Genomic DNA, 12188 nt, shown 5'->3' with positions numbered 1-12188 from the left:
CTTTTCAAGGCCCGAAAAGCCTTCTTCGCCATCCCGGATCGTAGCGGCTACGCTGGGTCCTACCGGATCGCAATATACTCAACTATATAACGGATGGTCAATGCGCGATTCCGTTTCCGCTTTGATAAGATAAGGCATCGCCGACTACTCTTTCCACGCAAGACCTTGAGTTTCGTCCCGCCCGAATCCATCGACGCCTTTCTCGACGCCATCTGGCTGGAGGACGGCCTGGCCAAGAATACGCTGGACGCCTATCGCCGCGACCTGACGGCATTCGCGCAATGGCTGCAGGCAAAACAAGGGAAGAGCCTGGACACCGCGGGCACCGCCGATATCCAGGAATGGTTTGCGGCACGCCACGCGACCAGCAAAGCCGCCACCGCAAACCGGCGGCTGGCCGCGCTCAAACGCTACTACCTTTGGGCGCTCAGGCTAGGGCGGGTCGGCAAAGACCCATGCCTCACCTTGCGCGCAGCCAAACGGACGGCCCGCTTTCCCAAGACCGTCTCCGAAGCCCAGGTCGATGCCTTGCTGCAGGCTCCCGACGACGCCACCGAACTGGGCTTGCGGGATCGCGCCATGCTTGAAACGCTGTACGCAACAGGCCTGCGTGTCACGGAGCTGGTCAGCCTGGGCATGCAGGAACTGAGCCTGCAGGAAGGCGTGGTGCGCGTGAGCATGGGAAAAGGCGGCAAGGACCGCCTGGTGCCGCTGGGCCAGGAGGCGCTGCATTGGCTGGATCGATACCTGAAGGAATCCAGGCCGGCACTGCTGGGGCCGCGACGCTGCGACGCCCTGTTCATCACCGCCAGAGCGGCCGCCATGACCCGCCAGGCGTTCTGGCTGATCGTGAAGAAATATGCGCTGCAGGCGGATATCCACGCCCCTCTTTCTCCGCACGTCCTGCGCCATGCCTTTGCAACGCATCTGCTGAATCACGGCGCGGATCTGCGCGTCGTTCAGATGCTCCTGGGCCATGCGGATATCTCGACCACGCAGATCTATACTCACGTTGCGCGCGAACGGCTGAAATCCCTTCATGCCCAGCATCATCCGCGCGCCTGACCCATCCCTTCATCGTTTCAGCACATGGCAAAAGAAAAGCACGTTTCGGAAACGCCGGCCACCCAATTGCTCAAGCAGCACCGGATACCCTACTCCGAACACCCCTACGAATACGTGGACCATGGCGGGGCGCGCGAATCCGCCAGGCAATTGGGCGTGGATCCGCACCAGGTTGCCAAAACCCTCATCATGGAGGACGAGAACGCCCGTCCGCTGGTGGTGGTCATGCATGGGGACATGGAGGTGTCGACCAAGAATCTGGCCAGACAAATCGGCGCCAAGAAAGTCGGCCCCTGCTCGCCGGGAACCGCCCAGCGCAATTCGGGCTACATGGTGGGCGGTACATCGCCGTTCGCCACACGCAAGAAGATGCCCGTGTGGTTCGAGGCTTCGCTGCTCGATTATGATGTGATCTACCTGAACGGAGGACGGCGCGGCTATCTCATCGGCATCGCGCCCGATACGCTGGCCAAGGTGCTGGCCGCCAAGCCGGTGAAGGTAGGCCTGGCGAAAGACTGACCACCCCGGGGCTGAGGGGTCAGACCCCGTACGGGGTCTGACCCCATCACGATCAAGTCCTTCCGGGCGGGGGTCAGACCCTCAAGGGTCTGACCCCATCCTGGTCAGCTCCTTCTTGGGCGGGGTCTGACCCTTGAGGGTCTGACCCCATCCTGGTCGGCTCCTTCTTGAGCGGGGTCGGACCCCGCATGGGGTCTGACCCCATCAACCATCGCTTGAACAAAGGAATAATGTGTTTTTCGATTTTGAAGCGCTGCAAGCACGGAATCGGTACAAATTGCTTACCGCAACGATCACGCCCAGGCCCATAGCCTGGATCGTTTCCCTGAATGACGAAGGCGCACCCAATGCCGCCCCTTTTTCTTTCTTCAATGTGGTCTGCGCCGACCCGGCGACCATATGCCTGGGAATAGGCAGCCATGCGGACGGCCGCGAAAAGGATACGCTGACGAACATCCGGGCGAACGGCGAATTCGTGGTCAACCTGGTTTCGGAGGCCGACGCGGAAGCCATGAACATCACGGCCGCCGCCTTCGCGCCGGGCACCAATGAATTGCTCGAAGCCGGCGTTTCCACCGCTCCGGCCAGCCGCATCAAACCGCCCCGCATCGCCTCGAGTCCGGTTTCGCTGGAATGCAAGGCGGTCGAAGTCGTGGACCTGAGCGAAAAAAACCACCTGGTCATCGCCAGCATCCTGGGCATGCACGTAGCCGACCATGCCATCAAGAATCCCGAACGCTATTGGATAGATACCGCCAAGCTGGAGCTCGTGGGCCGCATGGAAAGCCCCGGCTGGTACGTGCGCACTCGTGATCGCTTCATGATGAAGGTTCCCGAGGCAGGGGGTCAGACCCCAGACGGGGTCTGACCCCACAACGAAAAAGCTCCGGGGTCGGACCCCAACAGGGTCTGACCCCACGACGAAAAAGGTTCGGGGTCAGACCCTGTATGGGGTCTGACCCCAAGCCTAAGCAATCAAAGGGTCAGACCCCTGCGGGGTCTGACCCCCAGAGCGCTGATAAACCCCCTGTTTTTTAGTTAAGGGGTTTATCGGCTCGTGGTTCAGGCCAATCTCAGCCGATTTGAAGAGTTTGCGGGCCACACGTACATAACGACGGCTTGAGCCGCGAGCAAGGCCAGACTTGGCCCTATCAAGGCCTCAAGAGGCGCTAAAAGCCGCGCCAGCAGCAGCGCGATCTTCTTCATATTCTGGGCCGCAGCGGCCAACAGACACTGCTCCATCACTTTCTGTAGACCACGCAGGCGCGCGTAGCGATGGCCATGCAGTTGCTTGGCATCGGCAAAGCTGCGCTCGACCGTCTCCTGGCGCCTGGCATAGATGCGCTTACCAGCTGGCGTCAGCCGCCGGGCCTTGACCCGCTCTTTGGCCTCCTCCCAGAGGTGGCGCATCACCACTTTGACCCCCGTCGCGCTTTGTGTGCATCGGGCTCGAACCGGGCAACTGGCGCACTGGGTGCGATCGGAGCGGTATTCGCGGTAACCCTCTCGGTTAGTCGTGCTATAGGTCAGTGTTTGATTGTTCGGGCAGACATAAGTGTCCGTTTGCGCATCGTATTGATATTCGTGTTTCTTAAAATAACCCGCTCTCTGGGCGGAACGACGGTACCCCATGACGCCGGCAATCAGGCGATCCTCAAGGCCCTTGCACACCGCGGCGGTGAAGTAGCCCGCATCCAGGCCGACCGCATAAGGGTTCAAATTAAAGCGCTCGCGCTGACGATCCAGCCGCGCCAGGTACGGCACGCTGTCATTGACGTTGCCCGGCGTGACGTGTGTGTCGGTGATGATGGCATGCTTGGCATCGACCGTGCGGTGATCCAGATAAAAGAACCCTTTGGGCTTACCCTCGCGCGCCATGTAGCCGCTGTCCGGGTCGGTGCGGCTGACCTTGGCCGGGCGCGTGGGCGGGGGCTCATCGTCCTTGTCCGTGCGCTTTAAGGCCGGCTTGCCGTGCGCTAGGCGGTCGGCATCTACGGCCGCATCCAGCTCCTGCAGGTAGGCCTGCGCGGGCACAGCCACCTGGCCCTGCTCGGCCTTGTTCTTGTTGGCACTGGCCTTCAAATGCGTGCTGTCCGTATACAGTACCTTGCCCTGGACCATGCCGCGCCTGATCGCCTGCAGCACTATCTCATCAAAAATCTCTTGGTAAATCTGGCTGTCTGCAAAACGGCGGCGCCGGTTCTGGCTGATCGTGGAGGCGTCGGGCACCTTATCGGTCAAGCGCAGCCCGAGGAACCAGCGGTAAGCCACATTGACTTGAACGTCACGGACCAACTGGCGCTCGCTTCGAATGCCAAACAAGTAGCCCAGTAATAGCAACTTGAACAGCAGCACCGGATCAATGGCCGGGCGGCCGTTGTCGGCGCAATAGAGGTGCGCCACCTTGGCGCGAATAAAGCTCAGATCTATGGCAGCGTCGATCTTGCGCACCAAGTGATCGGCGGGAACCAAAGATTCCAGCGTCACCATCTCAAGTTCGTGCTGATAAGCGGGGGGATCTCTTAGCATCCCCACATTATGAACAAGCTCGACGCGTTGCGCGAGGGTTTGTCAGCATTCTGAGGGTCAGACCCCTGCGGGGTCTGACCCCCCAGCATGATGATTGTCCAGCCAGTCCACGCCGCTTTCGCCCTGCTCGCGCAACCAGTCGTTCGCCTTCCGGAAATGGCCGCAGCCGATAAAGGGCCTGGGCGGGCGCGTGGCGGACAGCGGCGAAGGATGGTTGGCCTTCAACACCAGCGTAGGCCCGGCCGGCGGTTGCACCTGCAACAATGCCTGCTTGGATTGCGCATGCGAACCCCATAGCAGGAACACCTTGGGCCGAGGCTCGCGCAGCACGCGCTCGATGATGTTGTCCGTGATGACTTCCCAGCCTTTCTTGGCATGCGAAGCAGGCTGATGCGCTTCCACGGTCAAGGAAGTATTGAGCAGCAGGACGCCGCGTCGCGCCCACCGCAGCAGGCTGTGGCGCTGCGCGGTGAAGGAGTCGGGATATTCCTGGGCAAGCTCGGCGAACATGTTGCGCAGGCTGGGCGGAATCCGGCAATTGTCGGGCACCGAAAAAGCCAGGCCTTGCGCCTGGTTCGGCCCGTGGTAAGGATCCTGGCCGAGTAGGACCACCTGCACGTCCTGCGGCTGGATTTCCAACAGAGCCCGAAAGGGCCGCAAGGGGAAGATGGTTGCACCCGCCTCGAGGCGCTCGTCCAGAAAGGCGTCCAGGTCATGAAGCGTCTGCTGCGAGCGCGTGTCCAGGAAAGCGTCCTGCCAGGCCGACGACAAGGCATGGACGTGCGCGTACAGATCGCCTTGAAACGCGTTCTGTATCTGGTCGCCCGGCACCGCCGAGGTAGAGGAATCGTCCCGCATCATGATGCTGGAAAACGTGCCACCCACTGGGCATAGGCATCGATGAAATTCCGAAGCAGCGCCAGCGCGGTTTCGGTCGGTTCGCCTGCCGGGTCGAACAGCCTTTCGGCTTGGCCGAGATAGGTTTCAGGATGCGGCATGCAGTAAAGATTGAGCCCGACCAGAGACTGGCGCAGATGGTGGTTGGCGCCATAGCCGCCCTGCATGGAAGGGGAAGCGCTGATGACGCCCGCGGGCTTGCCGTTCCAGACGCTTTTGGAATAAGGCCTGGAGCCGATATCGACCGCATTCTTCATGGCGGCCGGCATGGAGCGGTTATGCTCTGGCGTCACGAACAACACCGCGTCCGCAGTGGTGATCCGGCGCCGGAATTCTACGTAGGATTCGGGGGAATCCTCGTCATAGTCCTGGTTGTACAGCGGCAACTGCCCGATTTCGACGATCTCCAGGGCAAGGCTGGCGGGTGCCAGCGCTTGCAGCGCCTCTGCGACTTTTCGATTGAGGGATGCCTTGCGCAAGCTGCCGACAATGACGGCAATGTCTCTGGTTTGGTCCACGGCTTTCTCGACTCCTTACTGCGTAAGTTGACCACCCTGCCAGAATACAACATGCCGGCGCCGCGCGTCCTGGCACGCACACCGGCTCCAATCGCCCGCGGAGTAACTGCGGACGATCGGAGCTTGAAATCAATAAAGACTGTAGGTGCGCGGGCAGGTCTTGCCCAGGTTGGCCTGGATGATCGCTTCGTCCTTGTTGTCGGTTTTACCGTCGCGATATTGTGGAGTCAAGAAATCGTAGACGCTGGAAAGACCCCAGTCATGTGCGATTTTTCTCCAGTTTTCCAGGTCTTCCGCATTGACGATGCCGTCGATGTTGCCGTCGCCCGGGCAAGCGGGGTTCGAAGCCAGCATGGCGTCGAGCTTGTTGCGCAAATCACTGCGGATGGCCTCCAGTTGAGGATCGGTGGCAGGCAGCAGATTACGGTCTTCGGTATCGAGCAGCGGCATCGGCGCAGCTTGGTTGATCTCGTAAAGTTCTTCGCTGGAGACTTCCCTGTGGCCATTGGAGACCGGATCGTAGTCCACGCTGGTATTGACCACCAGCTTGTAGCGCTCGTTGCGGATCGCGACGGTGGACTCGGGCACCAGCGCGAGCATGGTCTGGCCTTTGTTGTAGCGTGCTTCGTTCACGTCCGCGCACGTTGCGTAGCCTGCGCCAGGAGGATTGGTGGGGATGACCAGGTCGCTGGTATAGCCGGCCCCCCAATACACGCCCATATTGTCTTCGCACACGCTTTTGGATGTCGGAATGACGGTGCAGGCCGTACTCATCACGCAAGGACCGTTGCGGCCGCCATTGGCCTGCTCGTTCAGACCGCCCATGGTGAAGTTGATCGTGCGCAGACTGCCCTGTTCAGGATCAGTCAGGTAAGGCAGTATGCCGACCGAATCGATGGTATGCGGCACTTCCTTGTGCGCATCAAGGCCGGCCAGTTCGCCGAAGAACTGGAACAGATCCACCATGTTGACCATGTGATCGACTTCGCGGTTGGGTTGAACGACCTGCGGCCCCGAAATGATCAGCGGGTCCCATACCCCGGTCTGGTAGGCAGTGCCCTTGGCTCGCGTGGGATCGAAAGGCAGCTTGACGGCGGCGGCCAAAGAGCCGTTGTCGCCGACGATGACAATGACGGTGTTCGTCGCCTTCGGGTCGTAGTTCAGGGTACCGTCTTCGTTATATTTGGCCATGCCGGTCTCGACCAGCAAGCGGCCGAACTCCGTGTCCACGGCTTCCGTCATGCGATCCTGGATGATGCGCTGGTCCAGCGCGCCGCGGGGACCATCGGCCGTGCAGCTCAGGGCGTCCAGCGGGCTGATATCGCCCGGAGCCAGCGGCACCAGCCGTTTGGGAGGCTGCTGCCAAGGGGTATGCGCGGCGCTGTAGCTGACCGTGGCCATCCATGCCTTGCCGGCGGGGCGCGATTTGATCCATTCGATGGCGGCATCGGTTTCGATCGTGGTGCGATAGCCTCGAGCGCGGGGATCCGACAGCTGCACTTCCTCGGTCTTGCCGTTTTCGATGATGACCAGCGGCGAGACGTAATAGGCATTCTCGATATTGAAATTGAGATACGAAGGCGGTTTGCCGCAGGTTTCGTTTGGAACCAGCAGGCCGCCGGCCGCCACGCATTGCAGGCCCGCCGCGTCCTCGGCAAGCGAATTGCGGCTCATGACCGTGCAGCTGCCGTCGGCCTGATAGCAGGCGCCGCTTTTTGCGCCGCCCGATTGTTCGCCCGGAATGAATCCGCACATATGCGTGCCCGCGGTATCGTACCCGCCCACCGTCCTGTCGTTCGAGCCCGGCAGCCCGCCCACCCATCCGTAGAAGTAGTCCCAACCGAGCACGCTGGGCAGGGAATTTTCCGCCTGGTTGTTTTCCGGCCCGCCCAGATGGAATTTGCCGAACATCCCGCTTTCGTATCCTGCCCGCTTGAGAAGCTTGGGCGCAGTGATGTCGTAGGGTGATAGATGAGACGTGGCAAGGTCTTGGGGACCAATGGCTTGGTTGATGCCGGTACGGAACGGATAACGGCCCACAAACATGGCTGCGCGCCCCGGCGAGCATTCCGGCATGGACCAGGTATTGCGAAAGCGCACGCCGGCATGGGCCACGGCGTTGATGTTGGGCAGTATGGGCGCCATTTGGCCACCGTACCCGAAGACCTTCATCTGGTCGATGCCGACGTCGTCCATGATGACGAACAGGATATTGGGACCTTGGGCGGTGTCGTCGGGAGTGCTTCCCCCTCCGCCGCTATCGCATCCGGCAAGAATGAGTGCGGCAACGCCTGCCGCGCATAAGGCTGGAACTGTCTTCTTCAAAATTGTCTCCAGTAGATGGCGCAACATGACACATTTGATGCGTCGCCGTTCTAATCGCTAAAAATCGTAACAGATTTTCTTCAGGATGAAGAGGTTAATTTACGCGACTGGAGTGAAGACATTGGCGTCCCCGGCAGGAATCGAACCTGCAATCTTCCCTTAGGAGGGGAAAGTTATATCCATTTAACTACAGGGACAAGAGGGAATTCATGGAGTATAGCGCAACCCGCATGAATGCTTGCTTTGCCGTATAAACACTGGCCTAATGGGCTATCCCGAGATACGCGGCGATATCATTTCATATCACCGTTTATAGTCGGTTCTCACTTCCAACTGCTACAAAACTGCTATAGCATTCGGAGCCATGGCCACATTCACGAAGATAGGGACGCGCTGGCGTGCCCAAATCCGCAAAGCAGGGCGAAAGTCTACCAGCAAGACGTTCGGAACGAAAGCGGAAGCGATGCGTTGGGCTGCTGAAATCGAAAATAGCAGTACGGTTGCTACAAAGCTTACCGTCGCGGATCTGATCAAGGAGTACCGCGAGCAGAAGGCAGCTGCCGGCAGGCCGATAGGCAAAACCTCCAACACCCACTACATGCTGAAGAACCTCGCCAGCGATGAGTTCGGACTTGGACCGGTGCGCGTGGAAGCGTTACAAACAGACCACCTGGTGAAGTACTGTCAGGCGCGGCTGCGCACGGTTGCGGCCGGCACGGCCAACATGGAGATCACGCAACTGGGCACGGTGCTGCGTCATACGAAGAGCCTGCTGAACCTGCGGCTCGGTGATGTGGTGGGCGATGCGCGCCCCACTCTACGCCATTATGGGCTCATCGGCACGGGCACCGCCCGCACGCGCCGTCCAACCGCGGCTGAACTGTCCTCTATATATAAGGCGCTGGAAGATCGCCCACGCCTCGCGCATTTGCGCGACATTCTGACTATCGCTCTCATTACAGGCATGCGCCGAGGCGAGATATGCCGCATCCGCTGGTTGGACCTGGACGATACCCGCAAGACGGTCGTCATCCGGGACCGCAAGCATCCGACTCAGAAACAGGGTAATGACCAGGAAATTCCCCTAATTGGGGCGGCCTGGGGCATCATTCAGGCGCAGCCCAGGAAGGAGGGGAACGGCCGGATTTTTCCTTACAGTCCGGTGACGGTGAGCAACCGGTTCACGGATCTATGCAAGGATTTGGGGATCGAGGATCTGCGCCTGCACGACATGCGGCACGAGGCCGTGAGCGCGCTCTTTGAGGCCGGGTGGCAGATCCCCGAGGTGGCCGCTGTTTCAGGCCACAAGGACTGGCGGCAGCTGAAACGGTACACCCAAATCGAGCCGGCCAGCTTGCACGGCAAGGTCGTGCCGCTACGCAAGGCTGGCTAGCGCTTCGGCGTGGCGCTCATCCAGGTACTGGCCAAGGGCACGTACGTCGATATAGCGGTTACGCCCCTCGACATAGGACGGTACCGGGAAGGACCCTTCGCTGATCTGGTTGCGCACGGTGCCCGCCTTGATGCCCAGCTCGTGCGCCACCTCGTCCACCGTCAGGCGGACCCGGTCGTATTTCATGTAGAGCATGGTCGCTGCGTTGGCCATGTCACGCCCCCTTCGTTTTCATGTAATCCAGCAGCAGGTCTTGGACGGCCCGCTTGGAGTCCCGGCGCGCCATAACGACCTCGTCGACCGTGTCGCGCGCGACGATATGGTGCAGAAAGACCGGCCGGTCGTGGCCGGCCTGGAGCTGGCGGGTCGGCCCGATACGCTCGATCATCTGTAGGAACTCTTCAAGGTTCCAGTTGTGGCCGAAGAACACCAGGATGTTGCCGCCGTCCTGCAGGCTCAGGCCGTGGCCCGCGCTGGCCGGGTGGGCGAAGAGCACCGGGATCTTGCCGGCGTTCCAGTCGCGTATCGTCTGCGGATCCTGGTCGAGGTGACGCCCGGTCCTGCCGAAGGCTTTCAGTAGCCGCGCAAGATCGCTTTTGAAGTGGTAGGCCACCAGCACCGGCATGCCAGCGGCTTCCTCGACGACTTCCTGCAGCGCCTGGATCTTGACGTCGTGCACCGGCTCCCACCGCCGGTCTTCATCTTCGCCGACATACACCGCGCCGTTGGCCAGCTGCAGACATTTCATGGTGCGGTCGGCCGCATTGGCCGCTTCTACCGGGTCGGCCGCTATCTCCATAAACATCTCGGCTTCCATGGCGTCGTACAACTTGCGCGCCGCTGGCGGGAGGTCCACAAAAATGGAATTTACGATGGGGTCGCGCAGGTCGAACCAGTCCTTTGCATCGATGGTCAGGCAGACATCGCGCACAGCGGCCTGGATCTCGTTCTGCGCAGTGGACAATGGCTCGACGCCATAACCACTGAATCCCGTGCGAAACCAGCGATGGGTGAATGCCTTGAACGATCGGCCCAGGCGCTTGCCCTTGTCGATGAACCACATTTGCCCCCACAGGTCTTGCAGGCCGTTGGGGCTGGGCGTGCCCGTCAGCTCCACGAAGCGCACGCCGCTTTTGAAAGTCAGCTTGGCCAGGGCGCTGGCCCGCTCCGAACCGCCCTTGCGCACAAACTCCTTGCCGGTGCTGCTGATCTGCTCGACTCCGCGAAAACCTTTCAGTTTGGTGGACTCGTCGGCCACGATCATGGTGAACGGCAATGCCTTGCCCATGAGCTTCGCTTCTTCGATCAACCACGGGATGTTCTCGTAATTGATCGTGTACACGCCGGCGCGAGTGCGGTATGCGTCAAGCAATGCGTTACGTCGCTCGGTTTGGCCGCCCACGATAGGCGTGACCGTGATGCCGGCCAGGTGTTCCCACTTCAGGGCCTCGTCCGGCCAGGTGGACTGCGCGACCCGCAGCGGGGCACACACGAGCGCGGCGCCCTCCTCCGCGAGCTGGATGGCGGCAATGGCCGTGAGCGTGCTCACGGTCTTGCCGGTACCCATGCCGGCCCATACGGCAAAGCGTGTGTTGTCGATAATCGCGTCGATTATCAGTTGCTGATAAGGGCGCGGCGTGAACGGGCGGCGGTCTGTCACTTTGCCGTCTCTCCCTGCTGGCGGTGGGTGTCGATGGCGACATCGAGATCCTGCCCGCTCGGCAGCATCCCGGCGCCGATACTACCGAACGCCCGCTTGTATTCGACGGTGCCGCATCGATCGCGCAACCATCGATACCGTTCCGCATCGATCGCATTGGTATCTAGCGTGTGCGACTGAGCTGCCTTGTTGAACTGCTCGAGCAGAATTTCAATAGGGTTATCGCCTGTCAGTTCGTGCAGTGGCCTTGTCGCCTGCAGCTCGTGAATCAGATGAGGCGGCCCAGTTAAAGCCACCAACACCTGGTGCAGCGCATCGGCGGGGACTGTCACCGTCTTCATGCTCGTTCCCCTCCCAACGCTTCGACCAGGCCGCCCAGCAGGCGCGACAGCTCACCGGTCATCAGCACGAAGTCAGAATCGAACTGCTCGGCTTCGTCCTCGGCCATTTCACGACCGTGCTGCAGGACGTCCAGAGGTGCCACACGGCGAAGCTCCAGCCCATCGGTCAGCACGAATGAGACGCGGTCAGCCCAGGTAAGCGCGAGCCGCGTGCACGTGCGCCCTGCTTGCACGTGTTTGCGCACGTCGTCAAGGTCTACGCTCAGCCGCTGGTAGCGCACCTTGGCGGCACTTTCGCGGTTCGACTGCAGCTCGGTGTCCTGGTCGATGCTGAAGCCGGTGGGCGGTTCATCGAGCACTAGCCAGTTTGTCATTGCGACCGCCGGTGATGTTTCCGTGTACAGCGGCACAACGGGGAACGGGTCGAGCACCTTAGCCAGCGCGCCCAGCACCGTGTCGGCGACTGCGCCGGATGCCGTGTCGATCACCAGCCAGCGGTTGCGGGTGTCGATCCAGACGCGGGTGTCACGGGCCACGCTGAAGGCTTTGGGCAGCAGCTCGTCGGTGACTTGCTCCTTGATCTCCTTTGTCTGCTTGCTGCCCGGCCGGTAGCCTTGCTGCCCTTCCACCTGCATGCAGCGCTCGCGGGTGGTCGCGTTCACGACACTCGCCGGCAACAGCTTCTTATCAATGCGCAGGGCGATAAGCATCTGCTCGTCCTGGGCGTACACCAGGCCGGAGTCCGGGCGCGGCGGCACCCATCCGAGAGCGGTCATGTCGGTGGCCCCTGCCGGAGTGAACTGCATGCGCCCGAGCGATGATTGCAGTCCCAGGCTGCTGTATGTCCAGTTGGGCGCCAGACGATAAATGCGAAGATTCTTGAACCACATGTTGGTGTCTCCTCAGTATTGAAACCACAGGCGCAGGGCAACGACGCCTAG

Annotated in this window: 12 protein-coding genes and 1 tRNA gene; 4 read left to right on the top strand and 9 right to left on the bottom strand. The window is 61.0% G+C overall.

Annotated features, from left to right (window positions below; translation table 11 throughout):
* The first annotated feature begins 165 nt into the window (after positions 1-165).
* The 3 genes from xerD (at position 166) to ACSBPU_RS05795 (ending at position 2452) form a co-directional block, all read left to right on the top strand.
* A complete protein-coding gene (gene xerD, locus ACSBPU_RS05805; protein WP_442596389.1) occupies positions 166-1065 on the top strand; it encodes a site-specific tyrosine recombinase XerD in 900 nt (299 codons plus the stop codon).
* A gap of 24 nt (positions 1066-1089) precedes the next feature.
* Positions 1090-1584 carry a Cys-tRNA(Pro) deacylase gene (gene ybaK / locus ACSBPU_RS05800; RefSeq protein WP_442596387.1) on the top strand — a complete coding sequence of 165 codons (495 nt, stop codon included), beginning with the start codon at positions 1090-1092 and terminating at the stop codon, positions 1582-1584.
* Positions 1585-1816: 232 nt separating this feature from the next.
* Complete coding sequence (locus ACSBPU_RS05795; protein ID WP_442596385.1) at positions 1817-2452, top strand: flavin reductase family protein; 636 nt, start codon at positions 1817-1819, stop codon at positions 2450-2452.
* A gap of 194 nt (positions 2453-2646) precedes the next feature.
* On the opposite strand, the gene ACSBPU_RS05790 is transcribed toward ACSBPU_RS05795, so the two are convergent.
* The 5 genes from ACSBPU_RS05790 to ACSBPU_RS05770 all read right to left on the bottom strand — a co-directional run bounded on the left by ACSBPU_RS05790 (position 2647) and on the right by ACSBPU_RS05770 (position 8050).
* Positions 2647-4113, bottom strand: a complete 1467-nt coding sequence (locus ACSBPU_RS05790; RefSeq protein ID WP_442592329.1) for an IS1182 family transposase — start codon at positions 4111-4113, stop codon at positions 2647-2649.
* Between the two features lie 57 nt (positions 4114-4170).
* Positions 4171-4974 (bottom strand): uracil-DNA glycosylase, encoded by an 804-nt coding sequence (locus tag ACSBPU_RS05785; protein ID WP_442596383.1) that lies wholly within the window; start codon positions 4972-4974, stop codon positions 4171-4173.
* On the bottom strand, positions 4971-5528 hold the full coding sequence (locus tag ACSBPU_RS05780) for an NADPH-dependent FMN reductase (protein WP_442596381.1): 558 nt from the start codon (positions 5526-5528) through the stop codon (positions 4971-4973). Before ACSBPU_RS05780 ends, ACSBPU_RS05785 begins: the two co-directional genes overlap by 4 nt.
* Positions 5529-5657: 129 nt before the next feature.
* The gene (locus tag ACSBPU_RS05775) at positions 5658-7853 is read right to left on the bottom strand and encodes a sulfatase-like hydrolase/transferase (protein ID WP_442596379.1); all 2196 of its coding nucleotides are present in this window, start codon (positions 7851-7853) and stop codon (positions 5658-5660) included.
* Positions 7854-7975: 122 nt separating this feature from the next.
* Positions 7976-8050: transfer RNA gene (locus ACSBPU_RS05770), tRNA-Arg, on the bottom strand.
* 167 nt (positions 8051-8217) lie between these two features.
* Between ACSBPU_RS05770 and ACSBPU_RS05765 the strand changes: the two genes are divergently transcribed.
* On the top strand, positions 8218-9246 hold the full coding sequence (locus ACSBPU_RS05765) for a site-specific integrase (RefSeq protein ID WP_442596377.1): 1029 nt from the start codon (positions 8218-8220) through the stop codon (positions 9244-9246).
* Here the strand turns inward: ACSBPU_RS05765 and ACSBPU_RS05760 are convergent.
* Genes ACSBPU_RS05760 through ACSBPU_RS05745 form a run of 4 tightly spaced genes read right to left on the bottom strand, consistent with a single transcriptional unit; the run spans position 9229 to position 12137 of the window.
* Positions 9229-9459 (bottom strand): helix-turn-helix transcriptional regulator, encoded by a 231-nt coding sequence (locus ACSBPU_RS05760; protein ID WP_442596375.1) that lies wholly within the window; start codon positions 9457-9459, stop codon positions 9229-9231. The two genes, ACSBPU_RS05765 and ACSBPU_RS05760, sit on opposite strands and share 18 nt — an antisense overlap.
* Before the next feature lies 1 nt (position 9460).
* Positions 9461-10906, bottom strand: a complete 1446-nt coding sequence (locus ACSBPU_RS05755) for an SNF2-related protein (protein ID WP_442596373.1) — start codon at positions 10904-10906, stop codon at positions 9461-9463.
* The gene (locus ACSBPU_RS05750) at positions 10903-11247 is read right to left on the bottom strand and encodes a hypothetical protein (RefSeq protein WP_442596371.1); all 345 of its coding nucleotides are present in this window, start codon (positions 11245-11247) and stop codon (positions 10903-10905) included. The genes ACSBPU_RS05755 and ACSBPU_RS05750 overlap by 4 nt, the downstream gene beginning before the upstream one ends.
* Positions 11244-12137: a recombination-associated protein RdgC gene (locus ACSBPU_RS05745; protein ID WP_442596369.1), complete on the bottom strand. Its 894-nt coding sequence runs from the start codon at positions 12135-12137 to the stop codon at positions 11244-11246. Before ACSBPU_RS05745 ends, ACSBPU_RS05750 begins: the two co-directional genes overlap by 4 nt.
* Positions 12138-12188 lie beyond the last annotated feature (51 nt).

It is taken from the genome of Parapusillimonas sp. JC17, assembly GCF_052180245.1.
Taxonomy (GTDB): domain Bacteria; phylum Pseudomonadota; class Gammaproteobacteria; order Burkholderiales; family Burkholderiaceae_B; genus Parapusillimonas.
The sequence above is the reverse complement of the archived record's forward strand: the minus strand, read 5'-3'. Positions and strand labels throughout refer to the sequence as shown.

Bases quoted from the DNA above. Each gene is read 5' to 3' on its own strand.
- ybaK (WP_442596387.1), top strand. From the start codon at position 1,090: ATGGCAAAAGAAAAGCACGTTTCGGAAACGCCGGCCACCCAATTGCTC.
- ACSBPU_RS05785 (WP_442596383.1), bottom strand. From the start codon at position 4,974: ATGATGCGGGACGATTCCTCTACCTCGGCGGTGCCGGGCGACCAGATA.
- ACSBPU_RS05745 (WP_442596369.1), bottom strand. From the start codon at position 12,137: ATGTGGTTCAAGAATCTTCGCATTTATCGTCTGGCGCCCAACTGGACA.
- ACSBPU_RS05760 (WP_442596375.1), bottom strand. From the start codon at position 9,459: ATGGCCAACGCAGCGACCATGCTCTACATGAAATACGACCGGGTCCGC.
- ACSBPU_RS05765 (WP_442596377.1), top strand. From the start codon at position 8,218: ATGGCCACATTCACGAAGATAGGGACGCGCTGGCGTGCCCAAATCCGC.
- ACSBPU_RS05790 (WP_442592329.1), bottom strand. From the start codon at position 4,113: ATGCTAAGAGATCCCCCCGCTTATCAGCACGAACTTGAGATGGTGACG.
- ACSBPU_RS05750 (WP_442596371.1), bottom strand. From the start codon at position 11,247: ATGAAGACGGTGACAGTCCCCGCCGATGCGCTGCACCAGGTGTTGGTG.